Here is a 24181-nt window from a genome sequence, read left to right on the forward strand (position 1 = left end):
TGGGGAGTGGTCCGTATGTCAATATATGATCTGATTATCCGCAATGGATATGTAGTTTTTCCTGATGAAGTGAAGAAAGCTGATCTTGCCATCCAAGATGGGGTGATTGTTAAGATTGGGGAACGTCTGGATGGTAAAGCGAATGTAGAGTATGAAGCAGGTGGCCAGCATATCTTTCCTGGTATGATTGATGTCCATGTACATTTTAGCGAACCTGGCCGCGCTCATTGGGAAGGCTTTGAAACAGGATCGCAAATGATGGCAGCGGGAGGTTGCACCACATATTTCGATATGCCATTGAATGGAATCCCTTCAACCATCGATCGAAAGGCTCTCCTTGAAAAGGGCAAGATCGGTGAGATGAAGTCGGTTATAGACTTTGGATTATGGGGAGGACTGGTCCCGGGAAATATCGATGATTTAGAGGATCTCGCCAAATCCGGAGTCATTGGATTTAAAGCTTTTCTCTCAGCGACGGGAAATGAGGAGTTTGAACGAGCGGATGATTTTACCCTTTTAAACGGAATGAAGAAAATTGCAGAAATGGGCAAGGTCTTGGCCCTTCATGCGGAAAGTGATCCGATCACTCAGTGGTTTAAGCAGGAAAAAGAGAAGAATGGATTATTCAGTGCGAATGATTATGCAGCTACAAGACCTGTGCAAGCGGAAGCAGAGGCTGTGGGACGTGCCATTACATATGCAGAGTTAACAGGGTGTCCGCTGCACTTTGTCCATATTAGCAGTGTCTTGGCCATCGAAAAAATTGAATCGGCCAAACAAAAGGGGCTGGATGTGACGGTTGAGACGTGTCCGCATTATTTATTATTCAATCAGGATGATTTAATGGAAAAAGGCGCGGTTGCAAAATGTGCTCCCCCACTAAGGGAAAGAGAAGAACAAGAAAGATTGATTACCTGTTTAATGGAAGGGAAATTCGATATGATTTCTTCCGACCACTCACCATGCCCATATGAGCTGAAAGATCCTGCCATACATAATATTTTTGAAGCGTGGGGCGGAATAAGCGGGGGGCAATTTTCACTGATGTCGATGATAGAATTGGCTGTTTTACACGGTATCCCGCTTCATAAAGTCGCTAAGTGGACTGCTTCAGCCCCGGCTGAAAGATTCGGTCTCTCTTCTAGAAAAGGACAAATTAAGGAAGGGAAGGATGCAGACCTTGCTATCGTTTCCCTTAATGGTACGCATGAAGCTTCGGAAACGAATTTTTTCGCGAAACATAAGCAAAGCGTTTATATGGGCCATACCTTTCCTTGCCAAATCACGGCTACCATTAATAGAGGGAAAATAGTTTATCAGACTGATGTAATAAGTGAAAGGGAGCGTGGGGAGTGGTTAAAAGTGATAGATTCCTGTATCGCGGTCAATAACTAGGAAGAGGACTTTGCAAATAAGGTTCGGGGCGATTTAATTCATAAAAAGGGGGGATTCCAAATCGGGAATCCCCCTTTTTATCAGCTTTGCGTATGTATCATGGGCAAAAACAAAGGGAAAAGAAACCGGGCAAGTGGATTGCTTGTCCGGTTAAAACGTTACTTATTCAACTTGGTCGACGAAATATTGATTTTTCCTGAATACCATCGCTTCCATGGTTGCAATCAATTCCCTTTCATTTAACACATCTATTTTATACCATGCAAGTTTATGGTTTTTCTTTATCTCTTTCGCTCTAGCGGTTAATGGCTCACCCCGTTTGCCAGCTGATAAGAAGTTTATGTTGTTTGAAACGCCAACCGCTATTTTGCCATATGAATTGCTGGCTGCTGCGAACACGTAATCAGCAAGCGAAAAAATAATGGCACCGTGAACTGTTCCGTGTGCATTTAGCATGTGGTCACTTGGAATCAATTCTGCTTCCGCTGTGCCGGGACCAAGTTTCGTCAACCTCATCCCGAGAAAAGACGCATATGGTTCGTCTACCAGTACTTGTTTGATTTGGTCGTAATGCAATTCGTGAATATCCTGATCTAAATGTGTGGTCATGGAAATCCCCCTTCTTTAATGGTCTTTTGCTGAACTTATCCCATATCCGGTGTTAGATTTGAACAGTACTTCAGGAAAACTGTTTTCTTCATCTTTTGCCTTTGACAAGATAGTACCTAAATAGGCTCCAATGAAGCCGAGCGGTACGGTGAAAATGGTCGGGTTGCTCATCGTGAAGAGGGGATTGCCTGTGAAAATACCTATTCCAGGTTCCGGATTCCATACATTAGGACTGAGCATGACCAGTATGATGGAGCTGAGTAACCCGAATAACATTCCTGTGATCGCTCCGGTTGCGTTGAAGCGTTTCCAGTATATTGTGCAAAGGATGATCGGTAAATTGGCACTCGCAGCAATTCCAAGCGCAAGGACTGAAAGAAAAGCGACATTCATTGATTGAGCAAATAAAGCAAGTAAAATCGAAATGACCGCTACGCCGACCGAAGCCATTCGGGCAACGAGTATTTGCTGTTTTTCGGTAATATTTCCTTCCTTGATGATTTCACCGTATATATCATGTGCAAAAGCGGATGCCGACGTTAAAACAAGACCGGATACAACCGCTAAAATCGTGGCAAATGCCACAGCAGAAACGAATGCGAATAAAAATTCACCGCCCATGGTTAATGCAAGAAGGGGTGCGGCCATGTTTCCAGCCGAGTTTGCTTCGACGATCCGCTCAAAACCGACGAAAGATGCAGCGCCGAACCCAAGGAAAATCGTCATGATGAAAAATATCCCTATAAACCATGTGGAATATACGACGGATTTCCTTGCGGTAGCTGCGTCCTTTACTGTAAAGAAGCGGACGAGTAAATGCGGAAGGCCCGCCGCGCCAAGGACAAGCGACATATTAAATGAAATCATGTCAAGTCCATCGGTGTATTTATTTCCGGGATTCAAAAAATCCTTTCCGAGCGGTGTTGCAGTTTGGACATGATGGAACATCTCTGAAATGTTGAAATTAAAACGGGAAAATACGATGAACGTCAACACAGCGGAACCTCCTAGTAAAAGAACAGCTTTGGTGATCTGCACCCAGCTTGTCGCTCTCATCCCGCCGAAAATTACATAAATCGTCATCAGTACACCGACAAGAAGAACGGATAGCCAATAATCGATGCCGAGCAGCAGTTTAATTAATCCTCCTGCACCAACAAGTTGTGCAATCATGTAAAAGATTGAAATGACAAGTGTGTTAGCCGCAGCTATCCCTCGCACTTTTTTTGATTTGTAGCGTGCTGAAATCATGTCTGCCAGCGTAAACTTACCTAAATTGCGAAGTGGTTCCGATACAAGATACAATAAGACAAGAAAGGCAACAAGGTTCCCGATGCTCATGTAAAAGCCATCAAAACCAATCAGTGCGATTGCACCTGTAATTCCCAGGAAGGAAGCGGCTGACATAAAGTCACCGGCTACGGCCAATCCATTTTGCCATGCTGTCAATCCGCCGCCGGCAGTATAAAAATCACTGGCATTTTTCGTTTTCTTAGAAGAGTAATAGGTTATTGTAAGCGTTAACAAAATGATGCCCAAAAAAAGCGTGAGTGATAAAATGCTCATTCGCCAAGCTCCTTCTCATATTTATTCAAGATGTTTTTAGCCATCTTGTCGTACTTCGCTGCTTTTTTGATATAGACAATTCCCCCTAACCATACGACAACGAATTGGAGAAGTGCATATACCCAAGCCCAAGTAATATTGAAAAAGGCTTCACCTTTCAATAATTCGCTATAAGCAGCTAAAATAGGCAGAACAAAATAAAAAGCAAGAAAGAAGAGAGTGACAGGTACGATGAAAGCTTTTTTCTTTTGAAGTAAATACTTGAATTCTTCCGTTTCAATTAATTGACGATACTTATTTTCCTTGTCATGACCTGATGGTGAATGCCCAGTTTTAGCTGGTGATTCCATAGTAAGCCCCCTTTTTAGTGTAGTACGTTTTTGAAACGCTTGTTTGGTAAAGTGATATATCATTGTTAAAATTAACATAGTCTGAAAATTTAGTAAATTGATATTTTGTTTATTCGGTCATTTTTCTGAATTGAAAAAACATTGTTGACAACGTACAAATGACGTATTAATCTTGAAATAAATCATAACAATAATTTAATATCCGTTTCTTTACCGTTATGTATGTTTGAGGGGACAATAGTAAAATTGAGGGGGACTGAAACAATGTACAATCCGGAAGTTGAAACGGCTACGCGTGCTGAAATGGAAAATTTACAAATGGCACGCCTTAAAAAAACGGTAAGCCATGTATATGAAAATGTACCTTATTACAGAGAAAAGTTTATAGAGATGGGCCTGGAACCAGAAGATATTCAAACTCTAAACGATGTGATAAAGCTTCCATTTACAAAAAAACAAACACTTCGTGATCAGTATCCATTCGGTTTATTCGCCGTTCCAATGGAGGATGTAACGCGTATTCATGGTTCATCCGGAACAAGCGGAAAGCCTACAATTGTCGGATATACGAAAAATGATTTGGAAAACTGGGCAACGATCGTCGCACGTGGAATTGTAGCTGCAGGAGGTCGCAAGTCAGATATTTTCCATAACGCATATGGATATGGTCTGTTTACAGGGGGCCTGGGTTTGCATTGCGGTGCAGAAAAGCTAGGAGTTGCGACAGTGCCAATTTCAGGAGGGAATACCGATCGGCAGATTACGATCATCAATGATTTTAAACCGCGCGGCATTTGTGGAACCCCTACTTATATTTTGAATATCGCTGAAAAGATGGAAGAGATGGGAATTGATCCTGCTGATAATGGGCTGGAGTATGGGATTTTCGGAGCAGAGCCATGGTCAGAGGCAATGAGGGCAACACTTGAAAGGAAACTGAAATTGAAAGCCATCGATATTTACGGACTAAGTGAAATCATGGGGCCAGGAGTTGCGATAGAATGCCATGAAGCACAGGATGGACTGCATATCGCAGAAGACCATTTTCTTGTCGAGGTCATTAACCCGGACACGCTTGAACCAGTTGAGGATGGCGAAGATGGGGAACTTGTCTTTACCAGCCTTACAAAGGAAGCGCTGCCAATCATTCGTTATCGTACAGGTGATATCGCCTCAATTACCCATGAACCGTGTAAATGCGGGCGTACCACAACTAGAATGTCCCGTGTTAAAGGCAGAACGGATGATATGATCATAGTCAGGGGAGTGAATGTATTTCCATCTGAAATAGAGCGTGTGTTATTACAAATGGACGGAATTGTGCCACATTATCAGATTCATCTCGTTAAGAAGGGAAAAATGGACGGTGTTGAACTGCACATTGAAATTGAAAGCGGTTTCTACAGGGAGATTGAAGAAGACTTAACGCATGGAAATGTAGAGATATTAAGGAAAACGATACAGCATCATTTGAAATCCGCATGTCTTGTCACGATGGATATTGTTGTCAATATCCCAAAAAGCATTCCTCGTTCAGAAGGAAAAGCCATTCGTGTCGTTGATAAGCGGAAGGATGAAGTCATAAGTTTATAAATTCCGTGCTCATGAACATAGCGTGGAAACAGTACGATTCTGTCGTTCAGTATTTGCCTGCTTATGTACCGGTTGAAATATGCGGAGCTGAAGGAAATCGATCGAGCGGTTAAATCGCGATACATAAAGTGGATGCAGTCTTGGTTAACTATGGGTTTATCTCTTAATGAAAGAGAAGATGAACCAATCATGAAATAGAGAAGGAGGAGGGCATCTTGGCTAAATATACAGTTGTGGATCAAGAAACTTGCATTGCTTGCGGTGCATGCGGTGCCGCTGCACCGGAAATCTTTGATTACAATGATGAGGGAGTGGCATTTGTCATCCTGGATGAAAATGAAGGGAGTGCAGAGGTCGCGGAAGAATTATTTGATGATCTGGATGATGCAGTGGAAGGCTGTCCGACAGATTCAATTAAAGTGGAAACTTCGCCCTTTAAAGTTTTAGTTGATTAAAAGAATCGTGAAATCCCTTGTTAGTTTCCTTTTATTTTGAAAAAAGACAGAATAGTCTTGCATTAAATATAACAGTAAAATATAATAACGTTATATAAACGTTATATTATAAAAAGAGGTGATTTGGATGAACGTTCTTTTAAATGATATGGCAGGAGAAGAAAAGCTAAATCAATTCATTGCCAGAATCGAAGCAGGAGAAAAGATAGAAGCGGATGATTGGATGCCGGAAGAATACCGGGGCACTTTAATCAAGTTAATATCGATGCATGGAATCAGTGAGATCATGGGGGCGCTTCCAGAAAAGGAATGGGTACCTAAAGCCCCGACTTTAAATAGAAAACTTGGAATCATGGCAAAGGTCCAGGATGAAATGGGGCATGGGCAATTATTGCTTCGAGTCGCCGAGGATTTGTTAAAGCCGTACAGTAAAAAACGAGATGACCTAATGCAAGATTTGTTTAATGGAGATTTAAAGTTTCATAATGTTTTCCATATGGAAGCCAAATCCTGGGGCGATGCTGGATTGATTGGCTGGCTGGTTGATGGTGCAGCTATAATTTCCCAGACAAACATGCTTGGCGCCTCATACGGACCTTATGCCCGAGCATTACAGAGGATTTGTGCGGAAGAAGTCTTTCACGCCCAGCATGGTGAAGCGATAATCATGGCTTTGGCTGAAGGGACGGAAGAACAAAGGAAATTGGTTCAGGACTCCATCAATTATTGGTGGGAATCTTTATTACTTTTCTTTGGACCTCCCAGTAAGAATGAAGTGGGCACATCCAAACAGGATATAACGATTAAGTACAGAATCAGAACCAGTACGAACGAAGAACTTCGACAAGCCTTTTTTTCTAAATATGTGAAGCGGATCCTTTCACTCGGCTTCAGCATTCCCGATAAAACGCTTAGGTTTGACAAAGAGTCTGAAACTTGGATTTACCAACAACCCGATTGGGGAAAATTGAAGGTGTTCGCAAGGAATGAAGGTCCCCGTTCGCAGGATCGCTTAAGTCTTCGAAGAATTTCTTATGAAAATAATAAATGGGTACGTGAGGCTTTGGCGCCAAAGGTCATCTAAGGGAGGGGGAAGGACGATATGGAAACTAGACAAGGAAGTTACTTTGAAGAATTTGAAGTATTTAGCCGTAAAACGCAATCATCACCCGTTCAATACCACTTCAGCCTGCTGGCCCCTAATGAGGATATTGCCATCATGATGGCACAAGAAAACTTCATGAGACGTGAAGCGGTTGATGATATCTGGGTCGTCAAAAGACAGAATATAAGGAAAATGACGGTCGAGGAAAAGAAAACGCTTCAACGTATTGATAATAAAGATTACAGGACCACAAAAGGGTACGGGTATTTAAAGAAAAAATGGCGGAAGTATGAGCAGGGTATGCTCGATGAAAAAGAGATAATGTCTTGGGCTGGAGGTGTGAAAAATGAAGAATGAATCATTGAAGAACATCGCAATCAAGGAATTGCTGCTTCAACTGGCGGACGATGACTTCATCCATTCATACCGTGGTGCAGAATGGCTTGGACTCGCACCGCATATCGAAGAAGATGTTGCATCTGCTTCGATATCTCAAGACACGATGGGGCATGCAGCCATATATTATAAGTTACTGGATGAACTCGGTGAAGGCGATGCTGATAAGCTTGCTCACGACCGTCCCGCCAAGGAACGGCGCAATGCGATCATTCTCGAATTGGTCAATGGTCCTGGTTACTATATGAAAGACCCCGATTATGATTGGGCGTTTGCGGTAGTGCGGAATTATTTTTATACCCAAGCCAAAGCGATTAAGGTTCAATCCCTTCATTCATGTTCATATGAACCGCTTGCTGAAGTGGCACAAAAGGTACAAATGGAACTTTACTATCATTTGATGCACTGGAAAACATGGTTCGTCCAATTGCTGGGATCTGGTCATTTGGAAGCGATTTCAAGAATGGAAGCGGCGATAGGGAAAACAATGCCGGATTTTGCTGGCGTATTTTCACTGGGACAATATGGAGAGGAAATGGTTGAGCTCGGCTTGATAGAGGGCGAAGCTGACTTGCAGAAAAAATGGATCGAGGCTATCACCCCAATTTTTGAAAGTGTTGGCTTGGCAACAACTATTGAAATAGGCATGGCAAGTGGTGATGGTCGTAATGGCCAGCATACGGAAGATTTGGAAATGGCGCTAGAAACGTTAAGTGAAGTGTACGCAGCCGATAAAGCAGCTTCATGGTGAATCAATAGAAAGGGGAGGGGTACCAATGTCGACCGTACAGTTAAACACAGAAGAAATATATAAGCTCCTGGAAGACGTTAAAGATCCCGAAATCGATACAGTAAGTATTCTGGATTTAGGGATGGTTGAAGACGTGACGGTTTCGGGCCATGACGTTTCGGTAAAAATGCTGCCAACTTTTCTTGGGTGCCCGGCATTGTCGATCATTCAAAAAAATGTGGAAACAGCCCTTCGACAGCTGTCTGCCATAAAAAATGTAAGTGTGGAATTTTTACGTTCCCCTTCCTGGACATCCGATCGAATTACGGAAAAGGGGAAAGCTGGATTGAAGGTTTTCGGAATCTCCCCTCCTCCTCGACAAATGAAAAGTGATGGATCATGGCATGTGGATTGCCCGTATTGTGAATCAACATATGTCACGATGGAAAATATCTTCGGCCCAACGGCTTGCCGCAGCATTTTATATTGCAAATCGTGTAAAAATCCGTTCGAAGCGATGAAACCGATGATAAAAATGATCTAATAAAATGGAGGTTTTCTAAAATGGTAAAACTAATCGCCCTATATAAACAACCTGAAAATAAGGAAGAATTCGATGAGCACTACTTCAATGTACATGGTCCGATAACGGAAAAAATTCCTGGTCTTCAAAAAATGGAGGTCACTAAAATAGTCGGGACACCGATGGGCAAAGACTCTGAGTATTACATTCTATGTGAAATGTATTATGCAGACCATGATGCACTGCAACAAGGAATGCGTTCCCCGGAAGGAAAAGCATCAGGGAAAGACCTAATGGGCTTTGCGGGGAAACTTGTAACGATGATGATCGGCGAAGAAATAAAATGAATGCGCTTCAATTCATTGAAACGTCAATCGAGGCCGGCGTTGGTTATATCTCTTTAAATAGGCCGAAGCAACTGAATGCCCTTAACAGGAAAATGGTTAGGGAAATAGTTTCAACCATGGAAGAATTCGACCGGGACCCACAAGTGAAGGTGATCTTGCTATCGGGCAATGGTAAAGCATTTTCTGCTGGAGCTGATATTGACGAAATGGTTAACGACAATCCAATCAATCTGGAGTTAACGAACCAATTTGCCGATTGGGATCGAATAAGCTTAGTTAAGAAGCCTGTGATTGGTGCGGTGAAAAGTTTTGTATTCGGTGGTGGTTTTGAACTTGCTTTATCCTGCGATTTTTTGATTGCCGCCAGCGACACCCAGTTTTCCTTTCCGGAAGTGACTCTAGGAGTCATGCCTGGTGCAGGCGGAACGCAGAGGCTGACGAAATTGGTAGGCAAAATGAAGGCACTCGAATGGATATTGACGGCTGAAAGGATCAATGCTAAGACAGCTCTGCAATATGGTTTCATCAATAAAATCGTTGCTCCTGAATTGCTAATGGAAGAATCGGTTGATTTTGCTAGAAAGATAGCAAAGCAACCTCCGTTGGCTGTAAGGTTGATTAAAGAATCCGTCAATAAAGCCGTTGATCTTTCCTTATATGAGGGCATGCAATTTGAACGGAAGAACTTCTATATTCTTTTTGCATCAGAGGACCAAAAAGAAGGAATGAAAGCATTTGTTGAAAAAAGAAAGCCTAAATTCACAGGCGGATAAGGAGTGCTCTATGTACGAAACGATCACTTATAGGGTTGAAAACGGAGTGGCTTGGCTTACTTTGAACCGTCCTGATAAACTTAATGCCTTTACGTCCCAAATGAATAAAGAAATACAAAAGGCGATCAAAACATCTGCGGGGTCCGATGAAGTGCGGGCCATTATCATCACAGGGGAAGGCAGGGCCTTTTGTTCGGGACAAGATTTATCGGATTTGGATGATAGCATGAATTTAGGTCAATTGCTGCGTGAAAATTACGGTCCCATGATGCAGCAAATAGCAAACTGTGAAAAACCGATCATTGCAGCAGTCAATGGAGTGGCTGCAGGGGCTGGTTTCAGCCTAGCGCTGGCATGCGATTTCCGGCTTGTTTCTGAAAAAGCAAGTTTTTTAAATGCTTTTGTCAATATCGGGTTGATACCTGATTCGGGAAATTTGTATTACCTTTCGCGGATCGTTGGTCATGCGAAGGCCTTGGAATTATCATTATTGGGGGAAAAGGTTCCTGCAGCCGAGGCGAAAAATATCGGGCTCGCTACAAAAGTGATCGAAGTGGAGGAATGGAACGAGCAATTGAAAGCCTTTGCAGAGAATATCGCAAACAAACCAACGAAAGCAATCGGTTTAATCAAAAGATACTTAGAAGCGTCCTATCACCTTTCATTGGAAGAATACTTAAAAGAAGAAGCTGAGGGTCAGCGAATTGCTGGCTTAACGAAGGATTATGCAGAAGGTGTGGCAGCATTCACGGAAAAAAGGAAAGCTCAATTCATAGGCAAGTAATATAAAAAAGGGAGTGGGATTACATGGTTAAAGTTCAAGAGTCAGCATTTGAAAAAGCGGAAACGAAACGTGATTATTACCACCTGATCATTAATGGAGAAAGAGTGGAAAGCTCTAATGGATCCACTATTGATGCGTACAATCCTGCGACTGGTGAAATCATTGCCAAGGTTGCAAAAGCCACTAAGGAAGATGCAGAAAGAGCTGTTCAAGCTGCTCGTGAAGCATTTGATAATGGTAAATGGAAGAAAACTCCGATCAATAAACGGTCTCGTGTATTGAACAAGATTGCTGCAATCATGCGTTCACGCTTCAATGAATTGGTTGAATTGGAAGTCCTGAACAGCGGCAAATCCATTTCTGCAGCGCAAGGTCAAGTCATGCAGGCAATTGAAGATTTCGAGTTTTATGCAGGCGCTTTAGTTGCACACCGCGGATCTGTCAATAATGTTCCTGGTCAATTCCATAACTATACGGAAAAAGAGCCAGTAGGTGTTTGTGCTCAAATCATCCCTTGGAATTACCCTATGATGATGGCAGCGTGGAAAATTGCACCTGCAATCGCAGTTGGCTGTTCAGTCATTGTCAAGCCAGCTTCGTTAACGCCGCTGACTGCCATTGTATTAGGGGAAATCTGTTTAGAAGCCGGTGTTCCTTCAGGCGTGGTCAATATCATTCCAGGTCCTGGATCGGACGTAGGGAATTATCTTGTCGAGCATCCGAAAGTGAATAAGGTGGCCTTCACGGGCTCTACGCCAATTGGCAGGGATCTCATGGGCAAAGCATCACAGACATTAAAAAGGGTGACATTGGAGCTTGGCGGTAAGTCACCTAATATTGTCTTCGAGGATGCGGATCTTGAAGCAGCTATCGATGGATCATTATATGGCATTTTCTACAATACTGGACAGTCTTGCGAAGCTAGATCCCGTTTATACGTTCACGAAGACATATATGATGAGTTCGTTGCCAGATTCGTAGAAAAAACGAAAAAATTGAAATTGGGCAATCCTCTCGACAAAGAAACACACGTCGGTGCAGTCATAGATCAAGGGCAATTGGATGTAATCGACAATTATGTACAATCTGCCATTACTGACGGAGCGAAAATCCTGACAGGAGGAAAGCCAGCGGTAATTGAAGGTTTCGAAAACGGTTATTGGTATGAGCCGACGGTGATAGCGAATGTCAATCATGAAATGGATGTAGTGAAAGAGGAAATATTCGGACCGGTTGTTGTCATAATGAAATTCAAAGATGAAAAAGAAGCTGTGAGACTCGCAAATGATACGGAATTCGGTTTAGGTTCAGCTCTATGGACAAAAGATGGCGGGCGTGCGACTAGAGTGGCCAATCAAATAGAAGCGGGAATCGTCATGGTGAATTGCCCATTCTCCGCATTTCCTGGAACACCTTTCGGAGGGTATAAACAGTCAGGGTTCGGCCGGGAACTTTGTATTGAGACACTTGATCTTTATACAGAAACGAAAAGCATCATTTCCTATCATGGAAGCCGTCCCTTAAATCCCTTTGGAATTTAATAAAACATAAAATAGGCGGCTGGCTGAACGGTATGTCGGAAAAGTAATTCAGGTATGGATGAATGCTGATCTGGTTCATCGTAGCCAGCCCCTATTTATTTTTGAAGGAGGAATGAAAGAATGATTAGAAATTTAGTGATTGTCGGATCTGGTGTCATGGGCAGGGGGATAGCTTATGTAGGAGCCACAGGCGGCTTTAATGTAGTACTGGTGGATGTGAATCAGGATGCTTTGGAAAGTGCAAGAAAAGAGATCGATGCCATTTTTGAGAAGGGTGTGCGTTACCAAAAAATCACCCAGGAAGAAGCGGCAGCCGCAAAAAGCAGATTTTCCTATTCTTCCAATTTGAAAGAATCAGCAGCATATGCCGACTTGATCATAGAGGCAGTTCCGGAAAAGGCGGAAATTAAGAGGGCAGTCTTCGAAACGATTGAAGTCCATGCAAAAGAAGACTGTTACTTTGCAACCAATACTTCCACGATGAGCCCTACGGAAATTGGTTCTTATGGAAAGCGTCCCGAAAGAACGATTGCCATGCATTTTTTCAATCCTGTACAAAAGATGCCACTCGTTGAAATTGTACGTGGTCTAGAAACCAGCGATGAAACGGCAGCCATAATAAAAGAGGTAGCCGGAAAAATGGGAAAAGAAACCGTGGTCATAAATGAATTCCCTGGGTTTGTTACCAGCAGGATCAGCTGTTTGGTAGGTAATGAAGCGTTCTATATGCTTCAAGAAGGTTTAGGAACACCAGAAGAAATCGATAAGGCAATAAAGTTAGGGCTGAATTACCCAATGGGACCATTTGAGCTAGGTGATTTGGTGGGATTGGATGCCCGCTTGAATAATTTAAAATATTTACATAGTAAACTTGGTGAGAAATACCGCCCGGCCCCGCTCCTTGAACAGTATGTTAAAGCTGGCAGGCTCGGCAGAAAGTCAGGTAAAGGTGTGTACGATTATACAAAAGATGGCGAGCTGGTGAGGAAATGAAGGATGTTGTGATTATCGATGCTGTGAGAACACCAATCGGAAGATATAAAGGCGCTTTGAAAAGCGTTCGCCCGGATGACCTCGGTGCAATTGTAATCAAGGCGCTGACCGATCGCAATCCAGAGCTGCCGCCAGATCAAATTGAAGATGTTATATTCGGGAATGCAAATCAAGCAGGGGAGGATAATCGCGATGTGGCCCGGATGTCCGCCCTTTTAGCTGGTCTTCCGGTAAACGTAGCTGGAACGACAATAAATCGTTTGTGTGGATCCGGACTGGATGCCGTCATGTATGCTGCACGCTCCATTGCTGTAGGTGAAGGCGATATTTATATCGCAGGCGGTACTGAAAGCATGACAAGGGCGCCGTACGTCATGGCCAAACCTGAGAGTGATTTTCCGCGGGGTTCAATGGAGCTTCAGGATACAACGATCGGATGGCGTTTCACGAATGAGAAACTTAAAGAAATGTATGGCACGGATTCCATGCCTCAAACGGCTGAAAACGTCGCACTGCGGTTTTCCGTTTCAAGGGAGGACCAAGATCAATTCGCGTATCAAAGCCAGCAAAGAGCGAAAAACGCAGTGGAAAATGAGCGTTTCATTAATGAAATCGTACCTGTTCGATTTACGGATCGTAAAGGGAATGAGGTCATTTTCGATAAAGATGAACACCCTCGTCCTGACACGACCATCGAAAAGTTGGAAAAACTCAAACCGATCTTTAAAGGCGGCACAGTAACGGCCGGTAATGCTTCAGGTGTAAATGATGGAGCCTCGGCATTACTTTTGATGAGTGCAGAAAAAGCACGGGAGCTTGGATTGAAACCTCTTGCCAAATATGTTGTAGGGGCGGTAGCGGGTTTAGAACCATCCATTATGGGCCTTGGTCCGGTTCATGCCACTAAAAAGGCATTGGAGAGGGCTAGTTTGACGATTGAAGACATCGGGCTAGTGGAATTGAATGAAGCATTCGCCTCCCAATCCTTGGAGTGCATCCGCCAATTGAAATTGGATCAGGAGAAAGTGAATGTCAACGGCGGGGCAATAGCGTTTGGCCATCCGCTTGGTGCAAGTGGGGCGCGTATTTTAACAACACTTGTCCACGAAATGAAAAAGCGGAAAGTACGCTATGGTCTTGCGACGATGTGTGTAGGCGTTGGCCAAGGCATATCCGCCATTATAGAAAATATTGAAAAAGATTGATGATGTGGCCGACCCTTATTAGTTTTATCTGCAAAAAGGGTCATTTTTTTTAAAAGGGGAGGAGACTCATGTCCAAGGTTATTTATAAAGTGATAAATCAAATCGGCTATGTAACAGTGAATCGGCCCGACGTATTGAATTGCTTCGACTTTGAGACACTTTGTGAACTGCAGGAAGTCATCGATGCAGTTTATTATGACGGCGATATCCGTGTCGTCATTTTCACCGGTGCAGGGGAAAAAGCATTCAGCGCGGGCGCGGATTTGAAAGAAAGGAAGTCTTTGAATGAAGCGGAAGTAAGAAGGAACGTTAAAGCGATTCGCGATGTTTTTAATAGTATCGCAGGGCTTCCGCAGCCAACCATAGCTGCCGTCAATGGATATGCATTGGGCGGAGGATTTGAATGGCTGCTTTCATGTGACTTTGCAATTGCTGCGGAAGGTGTTTCTTTGGGGCTCACTGAAACTAGCTGGGCCATTATTCCTGGGGCAGGCGGTACACAGCGGCTGCCGAGATTGATTGGGGAAATGAAAGCGAAGGAATTAATCTTCACCGCTAAAAAATTGACTGCAGAAGAGGCATGTCAATTAGGGATCCTTTTAAAGGTCGTATCAAGGGATCAACTTATGTCAGCTTGTGAAGAATTGGCAGCCAATATCATGAAAAATGGGCCGATTGCAGTCAAACAAGCCAAATATGCGATTGACCAAGGAATGAATACGGACTTGCAAACCGGAATGGCCATAGAAGGAAAAGCCTATGAATTGACCATCCCGACTCAAGACAGATTGGAAGCACTCCTAGCATTTAGTGAACGGAGAAAAGCACGATTTACTGGTGAATGATATTGCGCTTTCTTATTAAAAAGATATAATAATTATTATGTCTTCCGTGTGAAAATAGTAACAATGTAAGGGCGAGGTGAGAAAGATAGGAACTAACACTCAATCCATGATTTTTACGATATACGGCGATTATATCCGTAACTATGGAAGTAAAATCTGGATAGGCAGTTTAATTCGTTTATTGAAGGAATTCGGCCATAATGAGCAGGGCGTACGTGTTGCCGTTTCACGAATGGTCAAGCAAGGATGGATTCAGTCAGAAAAGCAGGGAAATAAGAGCTATTACTTTTTGACTGATCGCGGTGTGCAGAGAATGGATGAAGCGGCAAATCGCATATATAAGATGAAACCGAATGAATGGGACGGTAAGTGGCGTATCTTAATGTACACGATCCCTGAAGATAAGCGGCAATTACGGGATGATCTCCGTAAAGAATTATTATGGAGCGGGTTTGGCAGTTTTTCAAGTGGTTGCTGGATTTCCCCTAATGATTTGGAGAAACAAATCAATCGCTTGATCGAGAAATATGACATTAAAGAATATGTTGATTTTTTCATTTCGGAGTACAAAGGTCCAAAAGAAAACCAATCGCTTGTAGAGAAAAGCTGGCCTTTGGAAGAGATTGAAAATAAATATGAAGAATTCATCGAGAAATACAGCAAACAATTCATCGTTCATCAAAGCATCATTAACAGGGGCGAAATGTCCGATGCCGATTGTTTTGTGGAACGAACGAACTTGGTGCATGAATACCGTAAATTTTTATTTATCGATCCGGGCCTGCCAAAGGAACTTCTGCCTTCAAAGTGGAATGGGAATCATGCTGCTCTTTTATTTAGCCAGTATTATCAAGTCTTGGCTGAACCAGCAAGCCGTTTCTTTGAAAGCGTATTTCAGGAAAACAATGATTTATGCCGGAAAGACGAAACCTATGATGCCAAGGATCATCCACTTATCATTAAGTGAAAAAGAGCTTCAGCCAGTCGCTAATGACGACTTGCAGAAGCTCTTTTCACATTATCATTTTCGACTTCTGCAATAATTAATCAAGTATCCCTTTGAAGTCTTTACCTTTTTGAACATATGTATCGATCGAAAGTTGGATCAATTCAAGATCTTTATTATTCAATCTGCGAACCACTTTCCCCGGGGAACCGATAACCAGTGAACGTGGAGGTATGATTTTTCCAGAGGAAATCAATGTGTTCGCTCCGATGATGCATTCTTCGCCGATCTCTACATTATCCAATATCGTTGAACCCATTCCAATAATGGAGCGTTTGCCTATTTTACAACCATGCAGGATAACATTGTGACCAACCGTCACTTCGTCTTCAATGACAACTGGGCATCCTTCAAATAAATGAATGGTGGAGTTATCTTGTATACTGCATTTTTCTCCTATTGTAATTGAATCTTCATCACCGCGCAGTACGGCATTAAACCAAATGGTAGAGTCTTTCCCAATCGAAATATCACCGATTAAATGAGCGCCAGGTGCCACGAAAACAGTATCATCAATGGATGGTTTTTTATTATTATACGGAATAATCATAGTCTCGCTCCTTTTGAAAAAGTCAGAATTGTTTTTCTAATGAATATAGTATAACATTAAATTGACATGGAGGGATGAAAGTGAAATATATTTGTGAGCTTTTTGCGATAAAATATCCTATTATACAAGGCGGCATGGGGAATATAAGCAATGCAAGTCTTGCGGCTGCAGTATCCAATGCAGGGGGACTAGGGACAATAGGGTGCGGTACCATGAATCCTGAACAGGTAGAAGCGATCATTCTCGAAACCAAAGATAAAACCAATAACAATTTTGCGTTGAACATTCCAATAAACGTTAGTCCATATACTGATGAGTTAGTGAATCTTGTCCTGAAGCATGATATACCTGTAGTTTCCTTATCAGCAGGAAATCCTGCCCCTTTCATTCCACTATTACAAAAAAAGAATGTAAAAGTGATCGCCATCGTTGCGTCGGTCAAGCACGCGCAAAAAGCGCAAGCTGCAGGGGCTGATGTGTTGGTCGCAGAAGGGTTTGAAGCTGCCGGCATCAATTCGAACCTGGAAATGACGACCTTTACACTCATTCCGCAAATCAGCAAGCATGTGACGCTTCCAGTTTTGGCCGCTGGCGGAATAGGCAATGGACAGGGTTTGGCAGCTGCATTGATGCTGGGGGCTTCAGGAGTCCAATTAGGAACCAGGCTGATCGCTACACAAGAAGCACCGTTCCATCCGTCATATAAACAGAAACTCATCGAAGCGATGGGCAATGATACCGTAATTTTGGGCAGATCATTTGGCCAGGTCAGAAGGGTATTGAAGGACCCATATACCGAGAAAGTACTGGATTTGGAAAAGCAGGGACTGTCTCCTATCAATTATCGTGAAATGACCTCTGAAGTCCATCATATTAATGGGGCAATGAACGGGGATGTTAACAATGGTTTTATGAACAGCGGCCAGATTGCCGGATTGATTGACGATATACCCACAGTAAAGGAATTACTTGATGGCATGATGAAAGATGCGAAAAAACAAATGGAGGATGGATTGAGCAGGCTCTCTGCCCCTTTTATGATTTGAGAACGAAGACTACCGAGAGTCTTGTCTGCCAGAGGTTATTCCCTTGGTTAACAGCTAAAATTAATGAATCATATGTAATAACCTTGAAAAGGGAAAATTCTATGGAAAAACAAAGACGAACACTAATAGTCGATTCATAACAAAGAAGGCGCCTTGATCAGGCGCCTTTTTGATTTATGTCATTATTAGCAGCATCCACCGAAGCCGCCGCCGAATCCCCAACTGCATCCAATGATGATCAACAAGATGAATAATACGATCAGCAATGCAAATCCGTTATCGAAACCGCCGCCACAACAATCGTTACCATTTCCACCCATTTGATTTCCTCCTCATACATATTATGAATAACATACCTAGCAAAACATCTTTACCGGGAATACTTCATACTATGTATTCTAGGCCGAAGTGTTTGCTTATTCTTAAAAAATGGGCATGGGTAGATCAGGGGGAATAAGCCCGAATATTTTTTTGATTTCGTTTTAAATGTTATAATATACCATGTGGATTGTGGGGGAAGGGAGCTGAATTAAGTCATGAAAGTTGCCATTATAACGGATGTGCATGGTAATGCATCAGCGTTAAAAGCCGTTCTTAGGGATATTGATCAAAGGGAAGATATAGATCGTCTCTATTGTTTGGGAGATATGGTTGGGATTGGCCCGGATACAAATGAAGTCCTTGAACTTTTATTTTCAAGAAATGATTTATCGATGATAACTGGAAATCATGATGAAGCTGTCCTGGCCATCATTAACGGGGAGCCGCATCCGGCCGGTCATATTCATGTAAAGGAGCATCATGAATGGATAGCAGATAGGATGCATCGGAAATTCATAACAAAATTGGGGAAATTACCTCGTACCATACATCATATCATTAATGATCACTCTGTTTACTTCACCCATTATCACATGGAATCGAAGAAATTGGATGAGCACATAAGTCAAAATCCATTTAGTAAAATCGTTGAACCGAATTTAAATAACTTAGAAATGCTATTCAGAAATCAGCATCACGATTTAATAGGGTTTGGTCATCATCACCCTATCCATCTTTTTAAAAATGACCGAACGATATTCCTGAACCCTGGTTCTCTTGGATGTAATGGTGAACCAGTTGCTCCTTATGCCATTGTTACGATTAGAAATACCGGTATTCAGGTAAATCTTGAAAAAGTAGCCTATGATAATACATCGTTCCTGTTATCGTATAAAAGCTTACAAGTTCCTGAGCATGAATTCATTATACGTGCCTTCCATGGTGGGCAGCGGGCCTAATACGTTTATAATTGATGAAGTATGGGGAAATGTTGAGCATAAAGGTACATGCCTGTGGATACGATAATAGGCAAACATCATGATGCTGGAGGTAGGTTATGAAGGAAAAGGAACAGGTAAGTCAAGAGCAGGAAGAGATGGAACGGCACAGTCTTGTCTGCAATGATGAATTGTTTAATAAGGATCTGCACGCCATTGTCGATGATACAATGCAAGAGGAAAGATAAAACGGGAAAAACGCTGCAGGAATTGTCTGTAGCGTTTATTTTTACTTTGAAATGGAATATTGGTTTTTCGTAAAAAATCACGCCCTGCCTGTTTTCATCACTCTTTTTACAGCCAGTGAATCGTGGAAGTGAATCATTTGAAACCATTCTGGATTTATCCCATACTATATATAAGTTTCAAATCCGAGAGGAGGGATGGCATGGGGCATCATCATGGTCACTCCCATGATCATGGGCACGGACACCACCATCATTCTAATAATAAAAAAGCATTGTTGGCTTCTTTCTTATTAATCTCCACATTTATGATAGTAGAGGTAATTGGTGGATTCTTGACAAATAGTCTGGCTTTACTGTCGGATGCAGGCCACATGCTTAGCGATGCTGCAGCTTTAGGACTTAGTTATACAGCGATAAGGTTGGGGGAAAGGAAAGCGACATCATCCAAATCGTTTGGGTATAAACGTTTTGAAATCATTGCTGCTTGTTTGAATGGATTGACCTTGATCGTCATATCCGTATTTATTTTCGTAGAGGCAATTAAGAGGTTCCTGGATCCTCCTGAGGTGCAAAGCATTGGAATGCTAATGATTTCAATCATCGGCTTACTTGTTAATATCATTGCGGCCTGGATTTTAATGAGCGGAGATAAGGAAGACAATCTGAATGTACGGAGTGCTTTTTTACATGTTATTGGTGATATGCTTGGATCTGTGGGTGCCATCGCGGCCGCACTCTTTATTTATTTTTTCGATTGGGGAATAGCAGATCCGATTGCAAGCGTCATAGTAGCGATTTTAATTATTATAAGCGGTTTTAGGGTAGTGAGGGATTCTTTCCATATCTTGATGGAGGGTACACCGGACCAAGTCGATATGGATGAAGTGAAAGCATCCTTGACGGAATTGGTTGGTGTATCCGAAGTCCATGATCTCCATATCTGGACGATCACCTCTGGTTTTTTGACAATGAGCTGCCATGTTGTCATAGATGCGAGCGGTAATCACGATTCAGTTTTAGCAGAAGCGCAAAAACTACTTCATGATCAGTTTGGAATCGAACATAGCACGATTCAAGTGGAAAGACAGGAAGCAGGCTGTCCGAATCCACACGAGACATGTAATTGAAAAGGGCTGGCTCAGTTTAGAGCCAGCCTCTTAAGAGTGTAATAAGAGTTTCAAGCAATTTTATATCCATTTCGACCATATAGTACATTCCTGTTAAAATGAACCCAGATCACTTGCACAAAATGACTAAGTGAAAACATCGGTTTTAATTTTACTGCGAACATAATCCTGACACATAAAAAGGGTAAAATTGAGGGAAAAAGCCTGGTGTTTTTAATAGTTAGCATATACAACATGATTCCACTATAATTCAGGAAGGAGGATTCCATAAATGAAGAAAATTCTAGTAGTAGAAGATGAAATTGCCATATCTATGGTATTGAAAGCATATTTGGAGCGGGAGGGTTTTGATGTAGTCCAAGTTTACGATGGGCTAAAGGCCATTCCTGTGTTTGAAGAAACGAAGCCAGACCTTGTCCTGCTTGATGTCATGCTGCCGGGTAAGGAAGGCTGGGATATATTGAAGGAAATTCGGGAAGACGATACATGTCCGGTCATTATGTTGACTGCACTGACAGATGTCGATTACAGATTATCGGGATTTAAGTCAGGTGCGGATGATTACATCTCCAAACCCTTCGTTGCCGAAGAAGTCGTGGCCCGGGTACATGCCGTTTTAAGAAGATCCTCATCGGTAGTTACGGAAGATGGTCATGTACATGAGTTTGGGAGTTTAACCATCGATGATCTGTCTTATATGGTGCATTTGAATGGAGAAGAGATAAACTTGACGCCGCGTGATTTGTCGCTGCTCGTTTTTTTCGCTAAGCACCCTAATCAAATTTTCACGAGAGAACAGCTGCTCGACCAAGTGTGGGGCTTGGATTATGACGGTAGTGACCGTGCGGTGGACCTGGCGATCAAACGAATCAGGAAGGCGATAGATGCATGGCCTGTAACTGAGGGGGAAATAAAAACATTGCGTGGATTGGGGTATCAATTGAGTGTCTATGAAAACTAAAAAAAGAACCACTTTACAACGCTATTGGACTAAGAGATACGTATTGACCCTGATTTCCGGTTTGATATTATTGTCTGTTTTTTCCTTATGGTGGATGGAAAAAACGGCTTTGGAATATAGGCTTAGCCTTCTTAAGTACTTAGCTGATGAAACATCCGATCGGGCGATTAAGGAAAATGGTCAGATTGTCATTGGCCCGATCCTTTCTGAAATTGTTGAGGAAAGGGAGAAAATCCTCCATCTGAACCAACAGCCAATCATCTATATCGTCGATCCCGATGCCACCATCATTTATACGATGCCACAATTATATATAGATCCGGATGAAAATAAACTCCCGGACGTCATCATGAAAAATACGGAGTTAATCCAGAAGGTCAAGATTTCCGACAACAAAGTATATGTCGTCAAATCCCCCATTACGTTTAATGATGAGACGAGAGGCTGGGTGGTCATTGCACAGGAAGAAGGGGCATTGAAGGAAATCAACCAAGATCATGGCTTGTTGGCGATCATGATTGGAGGCCTTCTGATTCTGGGAACGGGAGTCATTTATTTTCTTTCCAGGCAGATTTCGCGGCCCATTCAAGACGTAGCTAACGCCGCTGTCCAGGTTCGCGAAGGCAACTATGATATCCATTTCAAAGAGGAAGAGGAAATCAAGGAAGAAGAAATTTATGAACTGATAGAATCCTTTAAGGAAATGACCAACCGATTGAAGGTCATGGAGAAGTTGCGGGCGGAATTGCTTGCAGGCGTAACCCATGATTTGAAAACGCCAGTTACTTCCATTAGCGGACTGATACAAGCGGTTAAGGATGATGTCGTTAAGGGAGAGCAAAGTAAGGAGTTCCTCGATATTTCCTTAAAGGAAACTCAACGTTTACAAGGGATGATAGAGGATTTACTCAATTATAATGCCATATCTGCAGGCGCTTTTAAAATTCGGGTGCAAAAAGAGAATATCAATATATTCATCAAGGAAATCGCCCATCGCTGGCAGGTGACCCAGGATGATGATCAATCGTTCGCTTTTGAGATAAAAGTTCCTGATGAACCGGTGTTTGGTCAAATCGATTCATTACGGATGCAGCAAATCGTCATTAACCTTTTGAATAATGCCAGACATGCACTTGATGGCAAAGGGAAAATAGCGATTCACCTTTATGAAAAGGATGAAGAACGAATCTGCATTGATGTACTGGACAGTGGCCGGGGGATCCCGGAACATGAACAACAATATGTGTTCGAACCATTTTATCGAGGTGAAAACAAAAAGTTGAAGGTACGTGGTTTAGGTTTGGGGCTGCCATTCAGTAGAATGCTCGCTAAAGCGCAAAAGGGAGATCTTGTGCTTAAGGATAGCGATGAACAAGGAACTACCTTCACGATTATCATAGAGAAAGCAGAACAGATATAAAAAAGGGTTGTCCAATGTAATGGACAACCCTCTTATTATGCAGAATGCTAACTAATTAAGCCAATTGGCTGATTGCACGCCATAATTGTACATGACGGACCTTCCTTGGAAGGAAGCGTCCCATTTCTTCTTCATTATATCCTGCATGCAAGTTCTTATGGTCGAAAATGATTGGCCGGCGAAGTAAATCCGGGTTATCTTGAATAAGCTTGCAAAGATCATTAAGTGGTGTATTATTTATATCGATATTCAGACTTTTAAATTTTTTGGAACGGGTTGAGATGATTTCATCTGTCCCGCCTTCCGTTTTACGTAAAATCTCTTTTATTTCTTCTATAGAAAGAGGTTGGGAATATAGGTTACGTTCATTAAAGGAAATTTCGTTCTTCTTAAGCCAAGCTTTTGCTTTACGACAGGCTAAACTGCTTGGAGTAGTATAAATTGTTACCATTAAAATCGACTCCTTCAAAGTTTTCAAGTTTATTGGAATGAAATTATTTTTATATTTGTGATACTCTTACTTTAACGTTTCTTTGTGTCAGCAAGATGTCAAGAAAAATAAACTTAAATGTTATTTTAAAAAGAAAGGGAGAAACTGAAATGAAGTCTGCCTTTAATGAAAAAGAAACTGTTTGGGTAAGGATGCCGAACAAGGACCTGCATAGGCCGATATTTAACAGTGATGTGCGGATAGTATCATGACAGGGGATTTTTGGTCACCAGTCAGGCTATCGATACAAGTAGCGGGACTATCGGGTATCCTTGTTTTCATTTTAGGAATTATCCTAGCGCGAATGATGGCTAAAAAGCAATTCAGAGGAAGAGTCCTGTTGGAAACAGCGTTTTTATTGCCGCTAGTTTTGCCGCCTTCCGTCGTTGGTTTTTTATTGATTGTGATTTTTGGCAAGAGTGGAATTCCGGGACAATTCATTGAAAGGATGTTTGATCAGCCCCTGATGTTCACGTGGTGGGCGGCGGTCATTGCATCTACCGTGGTAGCGTTTCCGCTTATGTATCAATCTGCTAAAACGGGCTTTGAAGGTATAGATGAAGAAATCGAAAATGCAGCAAGGGTAGACGGGGCCGGCGAGTGGAGATTGTTCCTGTTTGTATCCCTTCCATTGGCGGTCAAATCGATCGTCACAGGTGCCATCTTGAGTTCTGCTCGTGCGTTGGGGGAATTCGGGGCCACACTCATGTTTGCCGGAAACATTCCAGGACAGACACAAACCATACCGACTGCGATTTATGTCGCCATGGACTCCGGGAATATGACATTAGCCTGGCTATGGGTTGCCGTAATCATTGTCATTTCATTCATTATGCTTTTTATCGTGACATACATAAAATGAAT

The 24181-nt window shown here is 42.4% G+C and carries 28 protein-coding genes; 22 read left to right on the plus strand and 6 right to left on the minus strand.

The window, feature by feature from the left end; genetic code table 11:
- Positions 1–15 precede the first annotated feature (15 nt).
- Positions 16–1395 carry an allantoinase gene (locus NYE63_RS05665; RefSeq protein ID WP_342604420.1) on the plus strand — a complete coding sequence of 460 codons (1380 nt, stop codon included), beginning with the start codon at positions 16–18 and terminating at the stop codon, positions 1393–1395.
- Between the two features lie 162 nt (positions 1396–1557).
- On the opposite strand, the gene NYE63_RS05670 is transcribed toward NYE63_RS05665, so the two are convergent.
- From NYE63_RS05670 to NYE63_RS05680, 3 genes are read right to left on the minus strand one after another with little or no spacing between them, the layout of a single operon-like run.
- Positions 1558–2004, minus strand: coding sequence for a PaaI family thioesterase (locus NYE63_RS05670; protein ID WP_342604421.1), 447 nt, complete (start codon positions 2002–2004; stop codon positions 1558–1560).
- Between the two features lie 15 nt (positions 2005–2019).
- On the minus strand, positions 2020–3570 hold the full coding sequence (locus tag NYE63_RS05675; RefSeq protein WP_342604422.1) for a cation acetate symporter: 1551 nt from the start codon (positions 3568–3570) through the stop codon (positions 2020–2022).
- Positions 3567–3920 carry a DUF485 domain-containing protein gene (locus tag NYE63_RS05680; protein WP_342604423.1) on the minus strand — a complete coding sequence of 118 codons (354 nt, stop codon included), beginning with the start codon at positions 3918–3920 and terminating at the stop codon, positions 3567–3569. The genes NYE63_RS05675 and NYE63_RS05680 overlap by 4 nt, the downstream gene beginning before the upstream one ends.
- A gap of 264 nt (positions 3921–4184) precedes the next feature.
- On the opposite strand from NYE63_RS05680, the gene NYE63_RS05685 reads away from it, so the two are divergent.
- The 14 genes from NYE63_RS05685 (at position 4185) to paaX (ending at position 16177) form a co-directional block, all read left to right on the plus strand.
- Positions 4185–5513 carry an AMP-binding protein gene (locus NYE63_RS05685; RefSeq protein ID WP_342604424.1) on the plus strand — a complete coding sequence of 443 codons (1329 nt, stop codon included), beginning with the start codon at positions 4185–4187 and terminating at the stop codon, positions 5511–5513.
- 215 nt (positions 5514–5728) lie between these two features.
- Complete coding sequence (locus tag NYE63_RS05690; protein ID WP_342604425.1) at positions 5729–5968, plus strand: ferredoxin; 240 nt, start codon at positions 5729–5731, stop codon at positions 5966–5968.
- 127 nt (positions 5969–6095) lie between these two features.
- A complete protein-coding gene (gene paaA, locus NYE63_RS05695; RefSeq protein WP_342604426.1) occupies positions 6096–7052 on the plus strand; it encodes a 1,2-phenylacetyl-CoA epoxidase subunit PaaA in 957 nt (318 codons plus the stop codon).
- 18 nt (positions 7053–7070) lie between these two features.
- Positions 7071–7430 (plus strand): 1,2-phenylacetyl-CoA epoxidase subunit PaaB, encoded by a 360-nt coding sequence (paaB, locus tag NYE63_RS05700; protein ID WP_342604427.1) that lies wholly within the window; start codon positions 7071–7073, stop codon positions 7428–7430.
- On the plus strand, positions 7420–8220 hold the full coding sequence (gene paaC / locus NYE63_RS05705; protein WP_342604428.1) for a 1,2-phenylacetyl-CoA epoxidase subunit PaaC: 801 nt from the start codon (positions 7420–7422) through the stop codon (positions 8218–8220). Before paaB ends, paaC begins: the two co-directional genes overlap by 11 nt.
- Positions 8221–8245: 25 nt before the next feature.
- On the plus strand, positions 8246–8743 hold the full coding sequence (paaD, locus tag NYE63_RS05710; protein ID WP_342604429.1) for a 1,2-phenylacetyl-CoA epoxidase subunit PaaD: 498 nt from the start codon (positions 8246–8248) through the stop codon (positions 8741–8743).
- Positions 8744–8763: 20 nt separating this feature from the next.
- Positions 8764–9069: an EthD family reductase gene (locus tag NYE63_RS05715; protein ID WP_342604430.1), complete on the plus strand. Its 306-nt coding sequence runs from the start codon at positions 8764–8766 to the stop codon at positions 9067–9069.
- Positions 9066–9842 (plus strand): enoyl-CoA hydratase-related protein, encoded by a 777-nt coding sequence (locus NYE63_RS05720; protein ID WP_342604431.1) that lies wholly within the window; start codon positions 9066–9068, stop codon positions 9840–9842. The genes NYE63_RS05715 and NYE63_RS05720 overlap by 4 nt, the downstream gene beginning before the upstream one ends.
- Positions 9843–9852: 10 nt before the next feature.
- Entirely contained in the window at positions 9853–10626 is a 774-nt protein-coding gene (locus tag NYE63_RS05725; RefSeq protein WP_342604432.1) for an enoyl-CoA hydratase-related protein, read from the plus strand.
- Positions 10627–10649: 23 nt separating this feature from the next.
- The gene (locus NYE63_RS05730) at positions 10650–12167 is read left to right on the plus strand and encodes an aldehyde dehydrogenase family protein (protein WP_342604433.1); all 1518 of its coding nucleotides are present in this window, start codon (positions 10650–10652) and stop codon (positions 12165–12167) included.
- Between the two features lie 120 nt (positions 12168–12287).
- The gene (locus tag NYE63_RS05735; RefSeq protein WP_148357223.1) at positions 12288–13160 is read left to right on the plus strand and encodes a 3-hydroxyacyl-CoA dehydrogenase; all 873 of its coding nucleotides are present in this window, start codon (positions 12288–12290) and stop codon (positions 13158–13160) included.
- Positions 13157–14365 carry an acetyl-CoA C-acyltransferase gene (locus NYE63_RS05740; protein WP_342604434.1) on the plus strand — a complete coding sequence of 403 codons (1209 nt, stop codon included), beginning with the start codon at positions 13157–13159 and terminating at the stop codon, positions 14363–14365. Before NYE63_RS05735 ends, NYE63_RS05740 begins: the two co-directional genes overlap by 4 nt.
- Before the next feature lie 68 nt (positions 14366–14433).
- On the plus strand, positions 14434–15210 hold the full coding sequence (locus tag NYE63_RS05745) for an enoyl-CoA hydratase-related protein (RefSeq protein ID WP_342604435.1): 777 nt from the start codon (positions 14434–14436) through the stop codon (positions 15208–15210).
- Positions 15211–15295: 85 nt separating this feature from the next.
- Positions 15296–16177: a phenylacetic acid degradation operon negative regulatory protein PaaX gene (paaX, locus tag NYE63_RS05750; protein WP_342605689.1), complete on the plus strand. Its 882-nt coding sequence runs from the start codon at positions 15296–15298 to the stop codon at positions 16175–16177.
- Positions 16178–16253: 76 nt separating this feature from the next.
- On the opposite strand, the gene NYE63_RS05755 is transcribed toward paaX, so the two are convergent.
- Positions 16254–16766 (minus strand): gamma carbonic anhydrase family protein, encoded by a 513-nt coding sequence (locus tag NYE63_RS05755; RefSeq protein ID WP_076367452.1) that lies wholly within the window; start codon positions 16764–16766, stop codon positions 16254–16256.
- 80 nt (positions 16767–16846) lie between these two features.
- Here NYE63_RS05755 and NYE63_RS05760 point away from each other — a divergent pair, with 80 nt between their 5' ends.
- Positions 16847–17812, plus strand: a complete 966-nt coding sequence (locus NYE63_RS05760; protein ID WP_342604436.1) for a DUF561 domain-containing protein — start codon at positions 16847–16849, stop codon at positions 17810–17812.
- Positions 17813–17997: 185 nt separating this feature from the next.
- Here NYE63_RS05760 and NYE63_RS05765 read toward each other — a convergent pair whose 3' ends face one another.
- Positions 17998–18132 carry a YjcZ family sporulation protein gene (locus NYE63_RS05765; RefSeq protein ID WP_063232361.1) on the minus strand — a complete coding sequence of 45 codons (135 nt, stop codon included), beginning with the start codon at positions 18130–18132 and terminating at the stop codon, positions 17998–18000.
- Between the two features lie 216 nt (positions 18133–18348).
- On the opposite strand from NYE63_RS05765, the gene NYE63_RS05770 reads away from it, so the two are divergent.
- The 5 genes from NYE63_RS05770 (at position 18349) to NYE63_RS05790 (ending at position 22827) form a co-directional block, all read left to right on the plus strand.
- The gene (locus tag NYE63_RS05770) at positions 18349–19092 is read left to right on the plus strand and encodes a metallophosphoesterase family protein (RefSeq protein WP_342604437.1); all 744 of its coding nucleotides are present in this window, start codon (positions 18349–18351) and stop codon (positions 19090–19092) included.
- Between the two features lie 98 nt (positions 19093–19190).
- The gene (locus NYE63_RS05775) at positions 19191–19319 is read left to right on the plus strand and encodes a hypothetical protein (protein WP_257790334.1); all 129 of its coding nucleotides are present in this window, start codon (positions 19191–19193) and stop codon (positions 19317–19319) included.
- Between the two features lie 200 nt (positions 19320–19519).
- Positions 19520–20446, plus strand: a complete 927-nt coding sequence (locus NYE63_RS05780) for a cation diffusion facilitator family transporter (protein WP_342604438.1) — start codon at positions 19520–19522, stop codon at positions 20444–20446.
- Positions 20447–20717: 271 nt separating this feature from the next.
- On the plus strand, positions 20718–21407 hold the full coding sequence (locus tag NYE63_RS05785; RefSeq protein ID WP_342604439.1) for a response regulator transcription factor: 690 nt from the start codon (positions 20718–20720) through the stop codon (positions 21405–21407).
- Entirely contained in the window at positions 21397–22827 is a 1431-nt protein-coding gene (locus tag NYE63_RS05790) for a HAMP domain-containing sensor histidine kinase (protein WP_342605690.1), read from the plus strand. Before NYE63_RS05785 ends, NYE63_RS05790 begins: the two co-directional genes overlap by 11 nt.
- Before the next feature lie 55 nt (positions 22828–22882).
- Here NYE63_RS05790 and spx read toward each other — a convergent pair whose 3' ends face one another.
- The gene (spx, locus tag NYE63_RS05795; protein WP_034314875.1) at positions 22883–23278 is read right to left on the minus strand and encodes a transcriptional regulator Spx; all 396 of its coding nucleotides are present in this window, start codon (positions 23276–23278) and stop codon (positions 22883–22885) included.
- Between the two features lie 247 nt (positions 23279–23525).
- On the opposite strand from spx, the gene modB reads away from it, so the two are divergent.
- Positions 23526–24179, plus strand: coding sequence for a molybdate ABC transporter permease subunit (gene modB, locus NYE63_RS05800; RefSeq protein WP_342604440.1), 654 nt, complete (start codon positions 23526–23528; stop codon positions 24177–24179).
- The last annotated feature ends 2 nt before the right edge of the window (positions 24180–24181 follow it).

It is taken from the genome of Peribacillus sp. FSL E2-0159 (genome assembly GCF_038643155.1).
GTDB lineage: Bacteria > Bacillota > Bacilli > Bacillales > DSM-1321 > Peribacillus > Peribacillus simplex.

Bases quoted from the DNA above. Each gene is read 5' to 3' on its own strand.
- NYE63_RS05730 (WP_342604433.1), top strand. From the start codon at position 10,650: ATGGTTAAAGTTCAAGAGTCAGCATTTGAAAAAGCGGAAACGAAACGT.
- NYE63_RS05680 (WP_342604423.1), bottom strand. From the start codon at position 3,920: ATGGAATCACCAGCTAAAACTGGGCATTCACCATCAGGTCATGACAAG.
- NYE63_RS05770 (WP_342604437.1), top strand. From the start codon at position 18,349: ATGAAAGTTGCCATTATAACGGATGTGCATGGTAATGCATCAGCGTTA.
- NYE63_RS05740 (WP_342604434.1), top strand. From the start codon at position 13,157: ATGAAGGATGTTGTGATTATCGATGCTGTGAGAACACCAATCGGAAGA.
- NYE63_RS05715 (WP_342604430.1), top strand. From the start codon at position 8,764: ATGGTAAAACTAATCGCCCTATATAAACAACCTGAAAATAAGGAAGAA.
- paaD (WP_342604429.1), top strand. From the start codon at position 8,246: ATGTCGACCGTACAGTTAAACACAGAAGAAATATATAAGCTCCTGGAA.
- modB (WP_342604440.1), top strand. From the start codon at position 23,526: ATGACAGGGGATTTTTGGTCACCAGTCAGGCTATCGATACAAGTAGCG.
- paaC (WP_342604428.1), top strand. From the start codon at position 7,420: ATGAAGAATGAATCATTGAAGAACATCGCAATCAAGGAATTGCTGCTT.
- NYE63_RS05735 (WP_148357223.1), top strand. From the start codon at position 12,288: ATGATTAGAAATTTAGTGATTGTCGGATCTGGTGTCATGGGCAGGGGG.
- NYE63_RS05780 (WP_342604438.1), top strand. From the start codon at position 19,520: ATGGGGCATCATCATGGTCACTCCCATGATCATGGGCACGGACACCAC.
- NYE63_RS05785 (WP_342604439.1), top strand. From the start codon at position 20,718: ATGAAGAAAATTCTAGTAGTAGAAGATGAAATTGCCATATCTATGGTA.
- NYE63_RS05755 (WP_076367452.1), bottom strand. From the start codon at position 16,766: ATGATTATTCCGTATAATAATAAAAAACCATCCATTGATGATACTGTT.
- paaA (WP_342604426.1), top strand. From the start codon at position 6,096: ATGAACGTTCTTTTAAATGATATGGCAGGAGAAGAAAAGCTAAATCAA.
- NYE63_RS05685 (WP_342604424.1), top strand. From the start codon at position 4,185: ATGTACAATCCGGAAGTTGAAACGGCTACGCGTGCTGAAATGGAAAAT.
- NYE63_RS05725 (WP_342604432.1), top strand. From the start codon at position 9,853: ATGTACGAAACGATCACTTATAGGGTTGAAAACGGAGTGGCTTGGCTT.
- NYE63_RS05665 (WP_342604420.1), top strand. From the start codon at position 16: ATGTCAATATATGATCTGATTATCCGCAATGGATATGTAGTTTTTCCT.
- NYE63_RS05790 (WP_342605690.1), top strand. From the start codon at position 21,397: ATGAAAACTAAAAAAAGAACCACTTTACAACGCTATTGGACTAAGAGA.
- NYE63_RS05670 (WP_342604421.1), bottom strand. From the start codon at position 2,004: ATGACCACACATTTAGATCAGGATATTCACGAATTGCATTACGACCAA.
- NYE63_RS05775 (WP_257790334.1), top strand. From the start codon at position 19,191: ATGAAGGAAAAGGAACAGGTAAGTCAAGAGCAGGAAGAGATGGAACGG.
- NYE63_RS05720 (WP_342604431.1), top strand. From the start codon at position 9,066: ATGAATGCGCTTCAATTCATTGAAACGTCAATCGAGGCCGGCGTTGGT.
- NYE63_RS05675 (WP_342604422.1), bottom strand. From the start codon at position 3,570: ATGAGCATTTTATCACTCACGCTTTTTTTGGGCATCATTTTGTTAACG.
- spx (WP_034314875.1), bottom strand. From the start codon at position 23,278: ATGGTAACAATTTATACTACTCCAAGCAGTTTAGCCTGTCGTAAAGCA.
- NYE63_RS05745 (WP_342604435.1), top strand. From the start codon at position 14,434: ATGTCCAAGGTTATTTATAAAGTGATAAATCAAATCGGCTATGTAACA.
- NYE63_RS05765 (WP_063232361.1), bottom strand. From the start codon at position 18,132: ATGGGTGGAAATGGTAACGATTGTTGTGGCGGCGGTTTCGATAACGGA.
- paaB (WP_342604427.1), top strand. From the start codon at position 7,071: ATGGAAACTAGACAAGGAAGTTACTTTGAAGAATTTGAAGTATTTAGC.